General features: G+C 66.4%; 18 protein-coding genes and 1 tRNA gene. 8 read left to right on the top strand and 11 right to left on the bottom strand.

Features of this window, described 5'->3' with window-relative positions:
- Window positions 1-3 precede the first annotated feature (3 nt).
- The 6 genes from ACFVVK_RS09260 to ACFVVK_RS09235 form a co-directional block, all read right to left on the bottom strand.
- Window positions 4-1,854: a protein kinase gene (locus ACFVVK_RS09260; protein WP_390266128.1), complete on the bottom strand. Its 1,851-nt coding sequence runs from the start codon at window positions 1,852-1,854 to the stop codon at window positions 4-6.
- Window positions 1,851-3,308, bottom strand: coding sequence for a peptidoglycan D,D-transpeptidase FtsI family protein (locus ACFVVK_RS09255; protein ID WP_390266127.1), 1,458 nt, complete (start codon window positions 3,306-3,308; stop codon window positions 1,851-1,853). Before ACFVVK_RS09255 ends, ACFVVK_RS09260 begins: the two co-directional genes overlap by 4 nt.
- A complete protein-coding gene (locus ACFVVK_RS09250) occupies window positions 3,305-4,747 on the bottom strand; it encodes an FtsW/RodA/SpoVE family cell cycle protein (RefSeq protein WP_390266126.1) in 1,443 nt (480 codons plus the stop codon). The genes ACFVVK_RS09255 and ACFVVK_RS09250 overlap by 4 nt, the downstream gene beginning before the upstream one ends.
- Entirely contained in the window at window positions 4,744-6,549 is a 1,806-nt protein-coding gene (locus ACFVVK_RS09245; RefSeq protein WP_390266188.1) for a protein phosphatase 2C domain-containing protein, read from the bottom strand. Before ACFVVK_RS09245 ends, ACFVVK_RS09250 begins: the two co-directional genes overlap by 4 nt.
- Window positions 6,550-6,620: 71 nt before the next feature.
- Window positions 6,621-7,103 carry an FHA domain-containing protein gene (locus tag ACFVVK_RS09240; RefSeq protein ID WP_390266125.1) on the bottom strand — a complete coding sequence of 161 codons (483 nt, stop codon included), beginning with the start codon at window positions 7,101-7,103 and terminating at the stop codon, window positions 6,621-6,623.
- Complete coding sequence (locus ACFVVK_RS09235; protein WP_390266124.1) at window positions 7,100-7,849, bottom strand: FhaA domain-containing protein; 750 nt, start codon at window positions 7,847-7,849, stop codon at window positions 7,100-7,102. Before ACFVVK_RS09235 ends, ACFVVK_RS09240 begins: the two co-directional genes overlap by 4 nt.
- A gap of 384 nt (window positions 7,850-8,233) precedes the next feature.
- On the opposite strand from ACFVVK_RS09235, the gene ACFVVK_RS09230 reads away from it, so the two are divergent.
- A tRNA-Leu gene (locus ACFVVK_RS09230) sits at window positions 8,234-8,316 on the top strand.
- Between the two features lie 80 nt (window positions 8,317-8,396).
- On the opposite strand, the gene ACFVVK_RS09225 is transcribed toward ACFVVK_RS09230, so the two are convergent.
- The gene (locus ACFVVK_RS09225) at window positions 8,397-9,089 is read right to left on the bottom strand and encodes a TetR/AcrR family transcriptional regulator (RefSeq protein ID WP_390266123.1); all 693 of its coding nucleotides are present in this window, start codon (window positions 9,087-9,089) and stop codon (window positions 8,397-8,399) included.
- A gap of 175 nt (window positions 9,090-9,264) precedes the next feature.
- On the opposite strand from ACFVVK_RS09225, the gene ACFVVK_RS09220 reads away from it, so the two are divergent.
- The 4 genes from ACFVVK_RS09220 to ACFVVK_RS09205 all read left to right on the top strand — a co-directional run bounded on the left by ACFVVK_RS09220 (window position 9,265) and on the right by ACFVVK_RS09205 (window position 13,817).
- Complete coding sequence (locus ACFVVK_RS09220) at window positions 9,265-10,653, top strand: flavin monoamine oxidase family protein (protein WP_390266122.1); 1,389 nt, start codon at window positions 9,265-9,267, stop codon at window positions 10,651-10,653.
- A gap of 61 nt (window positions 10,654-10,714) precedes the next feature.
- The gene (locus ACFVVK_RS09215) at window positions 10,715-11,653 is read left to right on the top strand and encodes a universal stress protein (protein WP_390266121.1); all 939 of its coding nucleotides are present in this window, start codon (window positions 10,715-10,717) and stop codon (window positions 11,651-11,653) included.
- Window positions 11,650-13,212 (top strand): APC family permease, encoded by a 1,563-nt coding sequence (locus ACFVVK_RS09210; RefSeq protein WP_390266120.1) that lies wholly within the window; start codon window positions 11,650-11,652, stop codon window positions 13,210-13,212. The genes ACFVVK_RS09215 and ACFVVK_RS09210 overlap by 4 nt, the downstream gene beginning before the upstream one ends.
- Before the next feature lie 122 nt (window positions 13,213-13,334).
- Entirely contained in the window at window positions 13,335-13,817 is a 483-nt protein-coding gene (locus ACFVVK_RS09205) for a pyridoxamine 5'-phosphate oxidase family protein (protein WP_390266119.1), read from the top strand.
- Between the two features lie 82 nt (window positions 13,818-13,899).
- On the opposite strand, the gene ACFVVK_RS09200 is transcribed toward ACFVVK_RS09205, so the two are convergent.
- The gene (locus ACFVVK_RS09200; RefSeq protein ID WP_390266118.1) at window positions 13,900-14,538 is read right to left on the bottom strand and encodes an NADPH-dependent F420 reductase; all 639 of its coding nucleotides are present in this window, start codon (window positions 14,536-14,538) and stop codon (window positions 13,900-13,902) included.
- A 50-nt stretch (window positions 14,539-14,588) separates the two neighbouring features.
- Window positions 14,589-15,221, bottom strand: coding sequence for a hypothetical protein (locus ACFVVK_RS09195; protein WP_390266117.1), 633 nt, complete (start codon window positions 15,219-15,221; stop codon window positions 14,589-14,591).
- A gap of 228 nt (window positions 15,222-15,449) precedes the next feature.
- Here ACFVVK_RS09195 and ACFVVK_RS09190 point away from each other — a divergent pair, with 228 nt between their 5' ends.
- A complete protein-coding gene (locus tag ACFVVK_RS09190; RefSeq protein WP_390266116.1) occupies window positions 15,450-15,827 on the top strand; it encodes a VOC family protein in 378 nt (125 codons plus the stop codon).
- Window positions 15,828-15,840: 13 nt separating this feature from the next.
- Here the strand turns inward: ACFVVK_RS09190 and ACFVVK_RS09185 are convergent, their stop codons facing one another.
- Together ACFVVK_RS09185 and ACFVVK_RS09180 are read right to left on the bottom strand one after the other, a co-directional pair.
- The gene (locus ACFVVK_RS09185) at window positions 15,841-16,449 is read right to left on the bottom strand and encodes an NADPH-dependent FMN reductase (RefSeq protein ID WP_390266115.1); all 609 of its coding nucleotides are present in this window, start codon (window positions 16,447-16,449) and stop codon (window positions 15,841-15,843) included.
- A 140-nt stretch (window positions 16,450-16,589) separates the two neighbouring features.
- On the bottom strand, window positions 16,590-16,994 hold the full coding sequence (locus tag ACFVVK_RS09180; protein WP_390266114.1) for a DUF5997 family protein: 405 nt from the start codon (window positions 16,992-16,994) through the stop codon (window positions 16,590-16,592).
- Between ACFVVK_RS09180 and ACFVVK_RS09175 the strand changes: the two genes are divergently transcribed.
- Both ACFVVK_RS09175 and ACFVVK_RS09170 read left to right on the top strand, forming a co-directional pair.
- Complete coding sequence (locus ACFVVK_RS09175) at window positions 16,957-17,841, top strand: LysR family substrate-binding domain-containing protein (RefSeq protein WP_390266113.1); 885 nt, start codon at window positions 16,957-16,959, stop codon at window positions 17,839-17,841. The genes ACFVVK_RS09180 and ACFVVK_RS09175 overlap by 38 nt on opposite strands.
- 40 nt (window positions 17,842-17,881) lie before the next feature.
- On the top strand, window positions 17,882-18,202 hold the full coding sequence (locus tag ACFVVK_RS09170) for a DUF6221 family protein (protein ID WP_390266112.1): 321 nt from the start codon (window positions 17,882-17,884) through the stop codon (window positions 18,200-18,202).
- Window positions 18,203-18,227: the final 25 nt, after the last annotated feature.

The following is an 18,227-nucleotide window of genomic DNA, read 5'->3' as shown; positions in this document are numbered from 1 at the left end:
CGCTTAGGGTCCGGACTTGGTCGCCGAAGGTGACGGCGAAGGTGTTGTGGCCGAGGCCTCGGCCAGGTGGTAGGTCACCACACTGCCGGCGACCACCTTGCTTCCGGGCTCCGGGTCCGAGCTCACGAAGGTCCCCGGATCCTGCTTCTTGCTCCGGGGACTGACGTCCGCTCCCTTGGCCCAGTGGAGCCCGGCGTTCTCGATAGCGTGCTGGACCTCGGTCTCGCTGGCGCCCACGGAAATCTCTGGCACCGCCACCATTTCCGGGCCCTTGGAGTAGCTCACGGTGATGGTGGTTCCGGGCTCTACCGAACCGGAGGGGTCGATGTTGGTGACAGTTCCGGGTGGCGAGTCATTGAAGACTTCGTTGCCCTTCACTCCCAGCCCCATGCCAATGAGTTCGCTGCGGACGTCGTTGTAGGACTGCCCCAGGTACTTCTCCGGGATCAGGTTGACGGCCGCCGGGGTGGACGCGGTGGGCGTCGCGGAGCTAGCACTGGGCGTGGGTGTCGCGGATGCCGACGCGGACGACGCCGACGGGGTGGCGCTGCTCGGTTTCGCGCTGCCGGAGGTGGCAATGCTCGTTGCCGGTCCCTGTGCAGGAAAGAGGTTGCCGGCTTGGGTCAGGACCACGCCGGCAAGGGCGAAGACGACCAGCAGGATCAGGGCGATCAGCGGCCAGGTCCACGGGCTGCGCTTGCGGCGCTGCGGCTCCTCTTCCGGCTCGTCGTACTCCTGCTCCTCCTCGTCCTGCACCCAGCTTCGCTCGGCTGCCAGGGCGTCAGCGCGGTTCAGCGCGTTCCGCGCACCGTAGCCGCTGGCCGCGGCCGCCCCGGCCGCGAGGCCTGCCGCTGCGCCGGCGCCGGCGGCGCCGACGACGGGCAGCGCGGAGGTTGCCGACGTCGACTTTTCCGCCGCGGCGCTGGAGCCGATAACGCTGGTGGCCGCCGTGGGGACATCGACGGGGGCCGTGATGGGCCCGGTTGCCGCGTCGAAAAGGAGCATCCCCGGGACCGCCGCGTGGGCCGCGGCAATGTCACCGTTGCGGATGGCCTCCGCCGCCTCGGACAGCTTGATGGCGTCGGCAGGGCGGTTCTTGGGGTCCTTGGCCAGCATGGACATCAGGAGGGCGCGGACGGGCCGCGGCAGGGATTCCGGCAGCGGCGGCGGCGCGTCGTTGACCTGGGCAAGGGCGATGGCGATCTGGGATTCACCGGAGAACGGCCGGTGGCCGGTGAGGCATTCGTAGCCGATGACGCCAAGGGAGTAGATGTCCGAGGCTCCGGTGGCGGTCTGCCCCGTGGCCTGCTCGGGTGCCAGATACTGGGCCGTCCCCATCACCTGGCCAGTCTGGGTCAGGGGAACCTGGTCGGCCAGGCGGGCGATGCCGAAGTCGGTGACCTTGACGCGGCCGTCGGGGGTGATGAGCAGGTTGCCCGGCTTGACGTCGCGGTGCACAAGGCCCTGGGCGTGGGCGACGGCGAGGGCGCGCGCCGTCTGGGCCATGATGGAAAGCGTCCGGTCCGGCGAGAGCACCTGTTCGTGTTCGATGATGCTGCTCAGGGGCTGGCCCGGAACAAGTTCCATGACGAGGTAGGCCGAGCCCTCTTCCTCGCCATAGTCGAAGACGTTGGCGATACCCACGTGGTTCAGGAGCGCTGTATGGCGTGCCTCGGCGCGGAACCGTTGCAGGAACCCGGGATCGCCCGTGTATTCCTCTTTGAGCACCTTGATGGCGACGATGCGGCCAAGGATCAGGTCTTTGGCTTTCCAGACTTCTCCCATGCCGCCGATCGCAATGCGCGTGGTCAGCTGGAACCTGCCGCCGAGGGTGATTCCTGAAGTAGGCCTCACTTATTCAACACCGCCTCAAAAATCTTCTTCGCGTTCGGACTGGTTAACTTTGCGCCGGTGTTGATGTCTACACCTTCCATGACGATGGTGACAGCCACCTGCGGGTCATTCGCCGGGGCAAACCCGGTAAACCATGAGTTGTTCAGGCCGTCGCCGAGTTCCGCGGTACCGGTCTTGCCTGCCACCGGCACGCCGGGGACCGCAGCCCGGCCGGCGATGCCTTCGTCGACAACGCTGACCATCCACTCGTTGATCTGGCGCGCGATCTCCGGAGTGGTGGACGTGCGCAGGGCCTGGGGCTTCGGCTCGCTGATGGCCCGCAGGTCCGGGGAGCGCACAGTCTTGATCAGGTTTGGCTGCATCTGCACGCCGTCATTGGCAATCGCGGCCGTCATGGTATTGATCTGCAGCGGCGTGGCGCGGACGTCCCGCTGGCCGATCGAAGACTGTGCCAACCCGGCGTCGTCCAGCGGCTCGGTCGGGAAGAAGCTCGGCGCGGAGTCCAGCTTGAGCTGGTCGCCGAAGTTCTGTCCGAATCCGAACTTCTGCGCCTGGTCCGCAATGGCCTGCTGTTTCAGGTCCAAAGCGATGCTGGCGAACGGCGTGTTGCACGACTGCTGGAGGGCAAAGGCGAACGACGCCGTGCTGCGGGTATAGCAGTTGCCCCCGGCATAATTGGGGAGCTTGTAGTCGATGCCCGGGAATGGCATCTCCGCCGGGTTGGGCAGGACACTGTCCTTATTGTATTTGCCCGAATTCAGGGCGGCGGCCGTGTCGATGAGCTTGAACACGGACCCGGGGGCCAGCAGCGCGCCGGTGGGGCCGCTGACGTTCTGATTCAGATTGATCCCGGGGATCTGGTTCAGCTCACCGTAATTTGCCTGCTCGGCGGCCGGATCCTGGGTGGCGATGAGGTTGGGGTCGTAGGACGGCTTGGAGACCATGGCCAGGATGGCGCCCGTCTTCGGGTTGGTGACCACGATGGAACCGCGCTGGCCGTCCGGGATGAGGTCGTAGGCCAGCTTTTGGATCTTCGGATCCAGCGTCAGTTCCACGGACGCTCCCTTGGGCTGGTTGCCGAGGAACAGCTGGCCGACGCGGTCCAGGAACTGCTGGTCCGAGCTGCCGGCCAGGACGTCATTCATCGATTTCTCAAGTCCGGTGAGGCCGTAGTTCTTGGAGAAGTATCCGGTGATGCCCGCGTAGAGCTCCGGCTGGGAGTAGGTCCGCTGGAACTTGCAGCTTTCCGTGGCTGGCACAGACTCTGCCACCGGCGAGCCGCCGACAATGATGGCACCGCGGTCGTTGCAGTAATTCTGCAGGATGGCGCGCCGGTTCCAGGCGTTGGCTTTGAGCTCGTCGGCACCCACCACCTGAACGTAGCTGAGCGCACCAAAAATCAGCACGAACATCGCGATGGCGGCGAGCCACGAGTTGCGGATGGCCTGGTTCATAGCTGTTTCACCGCCTCGGTGGGTGCGTCGGTACTGGTTTGCGGAGCGGGGGACTTGGCCGGTCTCGCCGGGAGGTCCTTGCGGAGGCCCGGTTCCTGGCCGGGCGGCAACGGCGTCGTATCCACAGGGCCGCGTGCCGTGTGCGAAATCATCAGCAGCAGGCCCACAATGATCCAGTTCGCCAGCAGCGAGGATCCGCCGGCCGCCAGGAACGGCGTGGTCAGTCCGGTGAGCGGGATCAGGCGCGTAACACCACCAATCACCACAAAACACTGCAGCGCGACCGCGAAGGAGAGCCCCGTGGCGAGCAGCTTTCCGAAAGCGTCGCGGGTGCCTAGTGCGGCACGGAAGCCGCGGGTGAACAGCAGCAGGTACATCAGGACGATCGCGAAGACGCCGATGAGGCCGAGTTCCTCGCCGAAGGAGGCGATGATCATGTCGCTGTTGGCAAAGGGGACGAGGTTGGGGCGTCCCTGGCCCAGGCCGGTGCCCACGAGGCCGCCGCCGGCCATGCCAAAGAGGCCTTCGACGATCTGCAGGCTGCCGCCGAACTGCCGGCCGTAGACCTCATCGGTGAAGGCGTTGAGCCAGCCGTCGATCCGCAGGGCGACGTGCGAGAACACGCGGGCGGCCACGAAACCGCCCACCGCGATCAGGACCAGGCCGATGATGACCCAGCTGATGCGGCTGGTGGCGACGTAGATCATGACGAGGAACAGCCCGAAGAACAGGATTGAGGAGCCGAGGTCCCGCTGGAAGACCAGCACGCCGATGCTGACGAGCCACGCTGTGATCATGGGGCCCATGTCCTTAAACCGCGGGAACTGCACCGGGCCGATTTTGCGGCCCGCCAGCAGGATCAGGTCCCGGTTCGACGACAAATACCCGGCAAAGAAGATGGCCAGCGTGATTTTGGCGATTTCACCGGGCTGGAAGGTCATGGAACCGATCTTGATCCAAACGCTCGCTCCCAGCACTTCACCGGCGGAGATGCCGGGGACCAGCGGCAGGATCAGGAGCACGGCGCTGACCGCCAGGCTGATGTAGGTGAATCGGCGCAGGATGCGGTGGTCCTTGAGGAACCAAATCACGGCGACCGCGACCGCCATCGCAATGAGAGTCCACCGGAGCTGATTGTTGCCCGTGTCTTCACCCACATGGTCCAGGCGGTGAATCATGGCAAGCCCCAGCCCGTTGAGGGCGACCACCAGCGGAAGCATTACCGGATCGGCATATTTGGCACGGATCCGCAACACTACGTGGAAGGCCAGGGCCGCCGCTGCCAGAAGGCCGGACTGGAACCAGAAGTCGGTGTCGAAGGCCTTTTGCCGGTCAACGCCCACGAGCGCCTGGGCTCCGATTCCGACAGCGAGTGCCAGGACCAGCAGGGCCAGCTCGACGTTCCGGCGCGGCCGGGCCACGGGATCGATGGGGGTCATTTGGCCACCTCGCAGGTCGTTGTCGGGGTGGCGGACGGGGAAGGCTTTGCCGCTTCGGAGGACGCCGTGGCGCCGGGGGCTGCCGTCGGGCCGGCGCTGGCCTTAGCGCTTGGGCTGGCCGTTGCGCTTGCGCTGGCTTTGGCGCCGGGGCTGGCGGTGGGCTTAGCGCCTGCGCTGGCCGTGGCGGTGGCCTTGGCGCCTCCGCTGGCGGTCGCAGTGGGGGACGGGGTGAGGCACTCGGCCGCCGGCGCGGTGGTGCCGGTTAGCTCGAGGTTCTTGACGATCCGCTGCGCGTCATAGAGATCACTGGCGGGCACGGTCTGGCGCACCCGCTGCTGCGAAAATTCTGGAAGGTCGGACATCTTGATGTCAGTCACCGCTTCGAGGGTTGAAAGCTGGATGGGGCCGAGCTGCTGGGAGACCCCGTTGAAGATGGCCACGTGCTGGTCATGCTCGCCGATGTAGTAGCGCGTCTGGGTCCAGGCGTAGCCGATCCACAGTCCCATTGCGAGCAGCGCGACGACGGCGGCGGCAATGGACACCGTGAGCCACCGGCGCGGCCGGCCGGCGGCCTTGAAGTCGTCGGCGTCCTCTCGGGCCTGTTCGGACTTGTGCGTCAGGACCGTTGCGGCCCGCCGGGCCACGGTGCGTCCGGCAATGGACGGGATGGAACCTGATTCCGCGGCTGCGACGGCGGCGCCCACGAGTTCGTGGGGGCGGCGGGAGAGTTCATCGCGCAGGACTTCAGCCGAGAGATGCTCGCCCAGGTGCGGATCGGTGCTGGTCTCGGGCTCCTGGCCGCCGGCAGCCTTGTCGGCTACCTTGCCGTCGCCCGCCGAACCTGAGCCCGGGGCGCCCGGGTTTCCCGCCGTCGCGGAGGTTGCAGACGTGGGGGTGTTGCCGGCGTCGTTTTTTGCCTCTGTCTGGCCTGTTGTTCCTGTCTCGCCGGAGGGCTTCTCCGCATGGGCCGGGCTGCCAGTAAGGGGGTCGGCGGTCGCGGGTCCGGCGGAAGCAGCGGGAGCCGACGCCGCGACGGCAGGGCTTGACGGCGGAGGGACGACGTCGACGGCGGCGGTCCGGACGTCGTCGGGCGTCTGCTCGGCGATGTCCAGCACCACGACGGTCACGTTGTCCGGGGCGCCCGCCTCGAGGGTCAGCTCAATCAGCAGGTTGGCGCATTCGTTCCGGTCCTGCGTCTCCCGCACCGTGCGCTCCACGACATGGCCCGCCACATAATTCAAGCCGTCGGAGCACAGCAGCCAGCGTTCCCCGGGCTGGACGGCCAGGGCATCGAGGTCCAGCTCCGGGCTGGCGTCGACGTCGCCCAGCACGCGCATGAGGACGTTCTTGTGCGGATGAGTTTCGGCCTCTTCGGGGCGCAGTCGGCCTTCGTCGATGAGCCGCTGGACGAAGGTGTGGTCAATACTGACCTGCTCGTATTCGCCGTCGCGCAGGCGGTAGGCGCGGGAGTCGCCGATGTGGGCGAAGTGCAGCTTGCCCTCGGCCAGCAGCAGGGCAGTGACCGTGGTGCCCATCCCGGCGAGCTTGGGATTGATGTGCACCAGCTCGGACAGCAAGGAATTGGCGGTCTGGATTTCGTCCGCCAGGACGGTGGCGGCGTCACCGTCGTAGTCATCGTGATCCAGGTGGATCATGTCCAGGACGGTCGCGGCGGAGGCAACATCGCCGCCGGCATGGCCGCCCATTCCGTCGGCGACGACGGCGAGGTGCCGGCCGACGTAGGCGGAGTCGTCATTCTTGGCGCGCACGCGGCCGACGTGTGAACGCGCGGCGTAGCGCATGATAAGCGGCCGCTTCGGGGCAGTTGTGTTGCCTTCGGCCCTGTCGGCGGGAAGATCCGGGACAGGCACCGCTACGGCCTCAACTCAATGACCGTCTTGCCGATTCTCACGGGGACGCCCAGCTCCACCGGGAGGGCACGCGTCAGCTGCTGGTCTGCCAGGTATGTGCCATTAGTGGATCCGAGGTCCTCGATGAACCAGCGGCTTCCCTGTGGAAACAGGCGGGCATGGCGGCCCGACGCATAGTCGTCCTCCAGGACCAGTGTGGCCTCCTGCGCCCGGCCGAGGAGGATCGGGCTTGCCGCGAGGGGGATAGTGGTGCCCTTGAGCGGACCCTCGGTCACGAGGAGCTGATGGGCCTGCTGTTTGACCGGCGCTGGCGGGGACTCGGCGAGGGAAGGGTTCTTGCGCACCTCCCGGGCCGTGGGGGCCCCGGCCGCCGCCTTGCGACCGATCATCAGATCGCGGCGCATGGCGGAGACGATGCCGAAGATCAGCACCCACAGAAGAATAAGGAACCCGAAACGCAGGGCCGTGATAGTCAGTTCGCTCATGCGCGGCCGCCTGTGTGGGCCGGCAGTAGACGGAAGATGATTTTGGTTCGTCCCATCATGATCGTGGCACCGTCGGTGAGTTCCGAACTGCCCACGACCTTTTGGCCGTTGACATAGCTGCCGTTCGTGGAGCCGAGGTCGACCGCCTGCGCTGAACCCGGTCCCGTCCGGATTTCCAAATGGCGGCGTGAGACACCGGTGTCGTCAATGAGGATGTCTGCGTCCGAGGACCGTCCGAGGACGATCGACGGGGCATTCAGCGAGTAACGCTGGCCGTCGATGTCCAGCACGGGCTGCAGTTGCGCCGGCTGGCGTGTCGGAGCCGCCGGCACATTGCTGTGGACTGCCTGCGGGGCCGGAACGGAAGGAGCGGAGGCCTTTTCGGTTCGCGAAGTGATATCGAAATCCCCGGCACGGTGGTCTTCATCCCGGCGGAAACTGATTCGGACCGGCCCCTGGAGGGTGTAGCCCTGGCTCCGGACGTGGTTGATGACGACGTCGCAGAGTTCTTCCGCCAGCGGTGTGCCCCACTCCTGGGCGCGGTGGAAGTCGTCACTGCTGAGGAGCACGTCAAAAACGTTGGGGGCCAGCGTGCGTCCGACGGCGATGGTGAGCGCCTTGTTGTCCACTTCGCTGCGGAGGCGGCTCGCGATTTCGACGGGCTCAACCTCGGCGCGCGAACCGGTGGAGAAGACGCCGCGGACGGCCTTTTCGATGCCACGCTCGACTTTGTCCAGCAATCCCATGGTCCCTCTCCTTTCCTGATGGCTGCAGGGCAGCGGTCGTTCTGGAACTCGGTTTCCAACGTTTGTGAGCCCGCTGTCCGCGGACACTCTTACATCAGATACTACTGGCCGTGTCTGGGAATGGCCTCAATGGACGCTGCAGGTCCAGCGCCGAAAAGTACGGTGACCGACCGCTGACGTGGGCGGACATCGCATTCTGGCGCTGCCGCACGTCCTTGCCCTGAGGCCGCCAACAGGCGCGTGAGGACCGGAAGATTTCCGCGAACAAGGAGGGCGCCGCCGCCGATTGGTGTTTTCCGGCAGTTGTCCGTTATGCTTGATCTCGCTGCTTTTACGAGGTTGGCGGTCCGGGAAACCGGCCCTCTTCCGGGTGAAGGAAGTTGCGCGCGAGTGGCGGAACGGCAGACGCGCTGGCTTCAGGTGCCAGTGTCCGAAAGGGCGTGGGGGTTCAAATCCCCCCTCGCGCACGCAAATGAAAGAACCCCGGTCTTCGGACCGGGGTTCTTTTCTTTAACCCCCGTGGCCGATATGTTCGACGCGGTGTCCGCTACGCCGTCCGGAGTGACCCGAGTCCGGTGAGGAGTGCCTCGAGCCCCAGGCGGAAAGCGGCGTCGGCCGGCTTTTCGCGGCTGTCCTCGGCCTGGCGCCGGACGGCGGAGGTGAAATGCGGCGTCGCCTCGGCCATGGTGCCGGAATCAAAGATGTCTGCCGGTGCCGTGGCGTCATAGGCGGAGCCAAAGATGAAGGACTCGAGCGCCACGATCGCTGGGATGATCCGCTCCTGCGGGAAACCCGCCCGGCTGAAGCCCGCACTCACTGCCTCATACATCGCCAGCGTCTTGGGCGCATCGGCAACGGGCAGTACGGCGATGACCGGGATCAGCGGGGTGTGCTTAGAGAATACGTCGCGGTAGCTCCAGGCCCAGTCCCGCACGGCTTGTTCCCAGGGGCTGGCTTCGAAGGCGGTGACGTCCACGAACGAGGTCAAGTGGTCCTGGACGAGGACCAGGACGTCCCGCTTGGAGGAAACGTGGTTGTACAGCGCGGAGGGGGCCACATTGAGCGTCCTCGCCAGCGCCGCCATCGTGAAGCCGTCGTAGCCGCTCTTGCCGATCAGGCGCAGGGCGGCGGCAGTGATGCCCTCTTGGTCCAGGACTGCGGCCGCGGGCCGGCCGACGCGCCGACGCGGCTCGGCCGCGGCACTGTGCGGATCGGCGGGGGCGCTGGTTGCTGCCGTCATTGCGGGCCTTCCTGGCGTTTGCGGTTTTCGGGGCTCTCCCATTCTGCCCCTAACTCTACGGGCGAAATTCGTCGGCAAAAGGCCCTTCCCTAGGTCCGGAGGAAGGTCTATCATCATAAATGAACGCCATTCATTTAGTGGTCTGCCTCACTCGGGGGACTACGGAAAGGACACCATGCTTGAACTGGACCGCGACGTCGTCATCGTTGGAGCCGGGCCTTCGGGCCTGACCGCCGCCCGCGAACTGAGGAAGGCCGGGCTGAGTGTCGCCGTGCTCGAAGCGCGGGACCGCGTGGGCGGCCGGACCTGGACCGATACGATTGATGGCGCCACGCTCGAAATCGGCGGGCAATGGGTTTCACCGGACCAGACGGCGCTGCTGGGGCTGCTCGATGAACTCGGACTGCAGACCTACTCCCGCTACCGGGACGGCGAATCCGTGTACATCGGTGCGGACGGCAAGCGCACCCTGTACACGGGGGAGACCTTCCCCGTCAGTGAATCCACCGCCGCCGAAATGGACAGACTCACCGCCCTGCTGGATTTCCTGGCCGCCGAGATCGGCCCCGAGGAGCCGTGGGCACACCCCAAGGCGCGCGAGCTGGACACCATCTCCTTCCACCACTGGCTGCGGCAGAACTCAACGGACGAGGAAGCCTGCAACAATATCGGGCTGTTCATCGCCGGGGGCATGCTGACCAAGCCCGCCCACGCCTTCTCCGCGCTGCAGGCCGTCCTGATGGCCGCGTCCGCCGGTTCCTTCACCAATCTCACCGATGAGGACTTCATCCTGGACAAGCGGGTTGTCGGCGGCATGCAGCAGGTGTCACTGCTGCAGGCGGCGGAACTGGGCGACGACGTCGTCCTCGGCAGCCCCGTCCGCACGATCAATTGGGCCGAACGTGCCGGCGGGGGCTACCGGGTGACTGCCGTATCGGAAAGGGCGATCGTCAACGCCCGGTTCGTCATTATGGCCGTGCCGCCGAACCTCTACTCCAGGGTGTCCTTTAACCCGCCGTTGCCCCGCCGTCAGCACCAGATGCACCAGCACCAGTCCCTCGGCCTGGTCATCAAGGTTCACGCTGTGTACAGCACGCCGTTCTGGCGCGAAGACGGCCTGTCCGGAACCGCCTTCGGTGCCGGCGCCCTGGTGCAGGAGGTCTACGACAACACGAACCACGAGGACCCGCGCGGCACGCTGGTGGGCTTTGTCTCGGATGAAAAAGCCGATGCCATGTTCGAGCTCAGCGCGGAAGACCGCCGGCGAGCCATCCTCGAATCGATCGCCTCCTACCTTGGCGACAAGGCCCTCGAGCCAGAGGTCTATTACGAGTCCGACTGGGGCTCGGAGGAATGGACCCGCGGGGCCTACGCCGCCAGCTACGACCTCGGCGGTCTCCACCGCTACGGCAAGGACCAGCTGAAGCCGGTCGGTCCCATCTACTGGTCCTGCTCCGACCTTGCGGCAGAGGGGTACCAGCATGTCGACGGCGCCGTGCGGATGGGGCAGAACACGGCGGCACGGATCGTCGCCGCCGCGGACCGGACGTCCGTGACCTCATAGCAATACCCGGCAGTTCACGCCCAACAGCCCAGACCCGAACAACCCGGAGAGGATCGGTCAGATGCGGTACGTAGTGGGATACATAGCCAACGCCAGAGGCCACGATGCCGTGAACCTGGCCGTCGCTCTGGCCCGCGGACGCGGGGCGGCCCTGGACCTTGTGGTGGTGGTCCCCGAAGTGCAGCAGTTCGGGGCCGCCCATGCCCCCAGGGCCGGATTCGAGAACGTGCTCCACGAGCAGGCCCAGGAGTGGCTCGACGAGGCGCTGGCGCTGGTGCCATCCGATGTGCCGGCCAAGGCCCACCTCCGCACGGGGGATTCGGACGCCCACGCCCTGATCGAGGCGGCGGAAGTGCTGGGCGCAGACCTGCTGGTCATCGGGGCAACGAACAGCGGGATCTTCAAGCGGTTTACGATCGGGTCCGTGGCCAGCGCCCTGCTCCACGCCTCGACCGTCCCGGTGGTCCTTGCACCGCACGGCTACTATCGCCAGGAGGCCCTGACCCGGATCAGCTGCGGGCTTGGGAGCCGGGCGGGCGCCGAGAAACTGCTCGACTTCGCCCTGGGCATGGCCACGAATCGGGAGGTTCCGCTGCGCGTGGTGTCGCTTCTGGCGCTCGACGGCGGCGCTGAAGCCGACGCAGCCAAGGCCGCCGACGCGGCCCGGGAATATGCGGAGAAACACCTTGCCGCAGCCCTGCCGCCCCGGGGTCCCGAAGCGAAGGAACCGGAGGTCCGTGCGGAGGCAAAGACTGAGGTGGTCGTCGCCCACGGGCGCAGCATCGAAGAAGCCGTGGACCGGCTGGAGTGGGAAGCCGGCGAGGTCCTGTTGATCGGATCGAGCAGGCTCGCCGCAGGCCGGTCGATCTTCCTCGGCAGCACCGCCAACCGAATTCTGCGGGCCCTGCCGGTACCGATGATCGTGGTCCCCAGCGACTACGAACTCAAGCAGCTCAACCATTCAGCGTCGAATGACACACCCCGAGAGGCACAATCATGAGTACCGAACACGCGATGCCCAGGCCCTCAGGTGCCGGACGCCAGGCCGGACACCAAACCGGGCAGCGCACCGAAGAGCAGCACGGGCTGAGCGGGAAAGGCCTGAAGGCCGGATCCGTGGGGCTGATTGGCGCCGTCGTGATCGGCATTTCCTGCATCGCGCCCGCCTATACCCTGACCGCGGCCCTGGGCCCCACCGTCTCGGAGGTCGGCGTGCAGCTGCCGGCGATCTTCCTGGTCGGCTTCATCCCCATGCTGCTGGTGGCGCTCGGCTACCGCGAGCTGAACAACGCCATGCCCGACGCCGGCACGTCCTTCACCTGGGCCTCGCGGGCGTTCGGCCCGTGGATTGGCTGGATGGGCGGGTGGGGGCTGATCGCCGCGACGATCATCGTGCTCTCGAACCTGGCCGCCGTCGCGGTGGACTTCTTCTACCTGATGCTGGCACAGCTTTTCGGCAATCCGGAACTGGCCGACCTCACCACGAACCTGCCGCTGAACATCGCCACGACGCTGGTGTTCATCGCCCTCGCGTGCTGGATCTCGTACCGCGGGATGGAAACCACCAAATCCGTCCAGTACGTTCTGGTGGGATTCCAGCTGCTGGTGCTCGGCTGGTTCTCGGTGGCTGCGTTCAGCCACGTCGCCAACGGCACCGCCTTTGACGCCACCGCCATCCAGGCGGACTGGTTCAATCCCTTCGCCGTCGGATCGTTCTCCGCCTTCGCCGCCGGCGTTTCCCTGTCCATCTTCATCTACTGGGGCTGGGACGTCACGCTGACCATGAACGAGGAGACCAAGAACCCGGAGAAGACCCCGGGCCGTGCCGCCACCGTGACGGTGCTGGTCATCGTGATCATCTACATGACCGTCGCCCTGGCCACCCTGTCCTACGCCGGCGTCGGGGACACCGGGCTGGGCGCCGGAAACCCGGAGAACCAGGGCAGCATTTTCGCCGTCCTGGCCGGCCCTGTCATGGGCCCGTTTGCCATCCTGATGTCCCTGGCCATCCTGAGCAGCTCGGCCGCGTCCCTGCAGTCCACCTTCGTGTCGCCGGCCCGCACGCTGCTGTCCATGGGCCACTACAAGGCCCTGCCGCAGAAGTTCGGCCGGATCAGCCCCACGCACAAGTCGCCGAGCTACGCCACGATCGCCTCCGCTGTGGCTGCCGCCGCGTTCTACGTCATTACCCGCACCACGTCGGAGAACGCACTGTGGGACACCATCACGGCGCTGGGCATGATGATCTGCTTCTACTACGGCATCACCGCCCTTGCCTGCGTCTGGTTCTTCCGCGCCGAGGCCTTCACTGGTGCGAAGCCGTTCTTCTTCAGGTTCCTCGCCCCCCTCCTGGGCGGCGTCATGCTGCTGGTCATGTTCGTCAAGACGGCCTACGACTCCATGGACCCCGCCTACGGTTCGGGCTCATCGATCGGCGGTGTGGGCCTGGTCTTCGTCCTCGGCATGGGGGTCATCCTGCTGGGTGTGGTGCTCATGCTGGTCATGGCCAGGATCCGGCCCGAGTTCTTCAAGGGCAGGGTGCTGTCCCGCGGGCACTGAATCCGCGGCCCGCTCCGGTTCGGGAAGGTCCCCATCCGGCAGCCCTTGGAAAGTAAGCAAACTTACCAATAGGCTGTTCGGAGGGGGACCTTCCTCCGTTGGAACGAGAACGAGGTGAGAGCATGTCGGATGCCGAAAGCATCAGCAAAATCACGGACATCATCAACGATTCGCACATCGGAATGTTCACCACCATCAACGAAGAAGGCGCGCTCGTCAGCCGGCCGCTCGCCGTCCAGGAAGTCAAGGACGACGGCGACATGTGGTTCTTCACGTCGGCGAGCACCTCGCAGGTGGCCCACATCCACGCCAACCCCGCAGTGAACGTCTCGTTCGGCCAGCGCACCGAGTGGGTCTCGGTGGCCGGGACCGCCGAGGTGGTGACCGACCGCCAGCTGATCCACGACAAGTGGAACCAGGTGGTGGAGGCGTGGTTCCCCGACGGACCGGACACCCCGGAGGTGGTCCTGCTCCACGTTGACTCCGACTCCGCCGAATATTGGACCAGCCCGGGCGGCACGGCGGCCACAGTGCTGCAGTGGATCAAATCCAAGGTCACCCACAGCCGGATGAGCGTCGGCGAAAGCGGAACGGTTGAGCTGTAGCGCCCGAACAGCCAGACCGTTAGGTGTGGCCGGACTGCGCTGGATCAACGCCGCCCCGGACCGACGATCCGGGGCGATGACCCTACTCGATGATTTTCAGGCCGGTGCCCCAGTTGAAGTTTGGGTACGCCGGGTTGGCCTGCAGGGCCATGACCAGCAGCTGGAAGCCTTCGAGTTCACGGGCATGGCGCAGTCCGCCCACCTGGAGCGGACGCAGCCCGGCCGCCGCGGCGAAGGCCGCCACCTCATTGCGGGCCTCTTCCGAGTCCGAGGCGATGAACACATCCAGCAGCATTCCGCCGACGGTCCCGGGGCCGAGCACCCCGGCGAAAGTGGTGTTAAACGCTTTCACCACCCGCGCGCCGGGCAGCAGCGCGGCGATCTCCTCGGCCGCCGACGTCCCGGACTCGACCACGAGCGAGTCGAACGTTTCCGTGTTGATCGGGTTGCTGATGTCCACCACCGTCTTGCCGCTGAGCGTGTCACCGAAATGCGTGGCAACTTCCACGGCCGGGCCGAAGTAGAGCGCCAGGACCACGATGTCGCCCTCGGGAACCTCGCTCAGGCCGCCGGAGGTGGCGTTGCCGCCAAGGTCGGCCGCCAGTTTGGCGGCGTTCTCCGGTGTCCGGTTGAGAATCTGGACGGAACGGCCGGCGGCCACGGCCCGGGTGCCAATCGCCCGTGCCATGTTGCCGCTGCCAATGATCGTGATGTCAGCCATGATGGTCCTTCCAAGGTTGCGCGGACTGTCGGATGAGCGGTTTCAGGAAGTCAGTGGCGCGCGGGGTCGGGGCCCGGCAGACCTGCGGTGCCGACACCTGCCGCGCGTTCGGCGGCAGCCAGGGCGTGCTCCAACTGGTCCACCGCCGGGGCGTAGGCGGTGTCGATGCTCGCGCGGTCCTGACCGCCGAGGCGTCCGGCTGCCTTGATGGCCCGGATCAGGGCGGCCGTCTCCGGCTGCCGGGGATCGCTCATCGCGGGATAATCAATCGAAAACCGCGGATCAAGTTCGTACCGTTGCCACCGGGCAAGGGCACTCCGATGCCGTGCGGCCGCGGCCTCGTTCAAAAGCTGCGTCTTCCGGCTGGTCCGGCGAGCTTCTTGCCGGCGGAGCAGCCGGGGAGCCGTCGCAAAAGCCGCCAGGCCGGTCCCGGCGGCCAGTATCCCGAGCGCCAGCCCGGCCCAAGGCCACGTGAACGAGGCAAGGACCACTGCGGGCACCACGACGGCGAGCCCGGCGAAAACGTCCCAGAACAGGCCGTCGGCACCCTCAGAAAGCGGGTCGTCGGCTGCCAGGTGCTTGCGGGCGAAGTAGGCCGAGACGAAGGCGGCCCCGGCGACCAGGGCGGCGAGGGTCAGGAACTGCCAGGCCGCGAGGGCACCTGATGGTGAGAGCGACGTCATTGCACACCTCCCCGGAACGGGCTCCCGGGCGGGCGCAGTTCCGTTAGTTCCATTGGAATCCCTGGCGGCGGGGCCGTCAATGCCTGCCCTGCACCGGGCACCGACCGGCCGCTCAGCAGGCACGCCAGCCGTGAAGGGCACCGCCGCAGCCGCTTGGCGGAGGGTTTCCACGGCAATGCGCTCGGTCTGTTGCCTCACGTCAATACCTCCGGGAGTAGCCTAGGGACCATGCGACTGAAAATGTGCAGTATCCACGTCAAGGACCCTGCGTCCGCCCACGAGTTCTACACCGGCATCCTGGGCTTTGAGACCCTGCTGGCCATGCCGGAACACAACCTTTTCATCGTCAAGGACCCGGACGGCGCCGGAGGTGCCGGACTGCTGCTGGAGCCCAGCGACAACCCCATCGGGTCGGCCTACATGAACGGCCTTCACGACGCCGGCATTCCAGCCATCGTGTTTGGCGTGCCCGACGTGCGCGCGGAATATGACCGGCTGGCGGCCAAGGGCGTCATGTTCCAGGCAGAGCCGTCCGAGGGCCCCGCCGGGACCACAGTGGTCCTGGATGACGGCTGCGGGAACTTCGTGCAGCTGCACCAGGACTGACGGCAGAGCGGGCCTAGCGGCTCACTTTGTCCTTGTCCGGATGCTCGTCGCCGATATGGCCGGGTGCGTTGGCGGCAAGGACCCGCTCCACGAAGGAACCATACTCCTCCATGTAATGGCGCAGCAGCCCGGCCGTGACTTGGTCCTTGACCTCGCCGTCCTCGCCGTAGACCTCCGGGACGAATCGGATGTAAGCCTCTGGCGCGTTGAGCTGCGGAGCGTCGAGAAAGCTCAGCACGCTGCGGAACGAGGACTGCATCACGGCCGTGCCGATGCCGCCGGGGGACGCGCCGATGATCCCGGTGGGCTTGCGGGCGAAGGAGTTGGTGCCCCAGGGCCTGGATCCCCAGTCGATGGCGTTTTTGAGCGCCCCCGGGATGGACCGGTTGTATTCCGGCGAAACGAACAAGATGCCGTCGGAAGCGGCGACGGCCTCTTTCAGGGCCTGCCCCTCGGGCGGAAACGCGGCATCAAAATCCGGGTTGTACAGCGGCAGGTCCTTGATGGGGATTTCCGTGAATTCCAGTTCCGCAGGTGCAAGCTTGATCAGGGCCTTGGACAAGGTGCGGTTGATCGAAGTGCTTGAAAGGCTCCCGACGAAATATCCGATCTTGAGGACCATGGACTGATTCCTTCCCGATGCTCCGCCGGGGCTGGTGGATGGGAAACGCCAATGCGAAGCGGACCGGCGGTCCCGACTCACTCGGCGAGCATAGCCCGGGTCCGGGGGAAGAAAATAGGGGAGGGAAGGAACCGGCGCCGCTATTCGGCCTTGGCGCGGGCCTTCTTGGCGTCCTTCTTGGCCGCGTCGTCCTTGACCCGCTTGGCCTCGGCGCGGACGGCAGCGTGGGTGGCGCGCTCGGCAACCAGCCAGGCCGGGGGAGCCTGCAGCAGTGCGGTGATTTCCGCCGTCGTCAGCGCTTCCTCAACACCGCCGCGGGCCAGGCCGCTGATGGAGACGTTGAGCTTCTGCGCCACCACGGGCCGCGGGTGCGGGCCGTTGCGGCGCAGTTCCGCCAGCCACTCCGGCGGGTTGGCCTGGAGCTCGGCGAAATCAGCGCGCGTGATGGTCGAATCCTGAAACTCCTGGGGCGTTGCCGGCAGGTAGATGCCAAGCTTCTTGGCAACGGTGGCCGGTTTCATGGACTGGGAGTTCGCGGAGGTCATGGTTCAAGGGTATCCGGCCCGGGCGTCGCGGGGCACCATACAGGCTTCCGGCAACGGACCTCCGGCAACGCAAGGACACCGCCGGCGGTGGCGGTACTGTGAACTTGTGTCCGCTCCAGAAGAAACCCCCCACAACGCACCGTCCGAGCCCGGCGACCGCGAGCTGCGCTTCGCGTACGTCGCCGGCGTGACCCCCGGAAAGTGGATCCGGCGCTGGGAGGAGCGGATGCCGGACGTGCCGCTGCACTCCTTTATGTCCGACGACGGCGCGCAGCTCGCCGTGCTCCGCGACGGTTCCGCGGATCTCAGCTTTGTCCGGCTCCCGGTGGAACGCGAGGGCCTCAGTGTCATCCCGCTCTATGAGGAACAGCCGGTGGTGGTGGCACCGAAGGGGCACGAGATCTCCTTGTTTGAGGAAGTGGACCTGGCGGACTTGTCCGCCGAGACCTTCCTGGACGTACAGGACCTCGGCGGCCCGGCCATGGCCCTACAGGTGGTGGCCTCCGGCGCCGGACTGGTGATCCTGCCGATGTCGGTAGCCCGTCACTTCAACGTCAAGGACACTGTGGCCCGCAAACTCACGGGGGCGCCCGCCACCGAGATCGCCCTGGCCTGGCCCAGCGACGCCACGGACGAGGTCATCGAGGAATTCATCGGCATTGTCCGTGGTCGCACCGCAACAAGCTCCCGCCAGCCCTCGGCGCAGCAGGCGAAACCCAAGCGTGAGCCCAAACCGGACCGTCGAGGGACCGGAACGGCCGCCAAGAAACCCAAGGTGGCCCAGCGCTACGCGCCCAACCCGGACAAGGGCCGCGGCAAGGGATCGCGGAAAAAGGGGAAACGCTAGGGCGTAGCCGTGCGGGCACCGGCACGCATAGGCTCGGTTCGTGGACATCGTCGAGTTCCTCACCGCACGGATAGAAGAAGACGAAGCCGCCGCCCTGAAGCTGCTAGGCGATCCCACCCTGGCCGTATCCGGCGAGTGGTACGAACGCCGCCTGCTGCGCGAGTGCGAAGCGAAACGGCGGCTCATCGGCATTATTGAATCCGCCCGGCAGTCGGTGCTGGCCACGCTGGTCAGCCAGGAACGCGGCGATTCCGGATGGGTGCCGGATGTCATCGAATGGACCACCCTCTCCCTGAACACCCTGGCACTGCCGTACGCCGACCATCCTGAATACCAGCCCCGCTGGCGGCTCCCCGGGTAGTAAGCACGGGTCGGGAACAGAGGTA

This window comes from Arthrobacter sp. NPDC058192 (assembly GCF_042883665.1).
Classification (GTDB): domain Bacteria; phylum Actinomycetota; class Actinomycetes; order Actinomycetales; family Micrococcaceae; genus Arthrobacter.
This window is presented reverse-complemented; position numbering and strand designations above follow the sequence as displayed.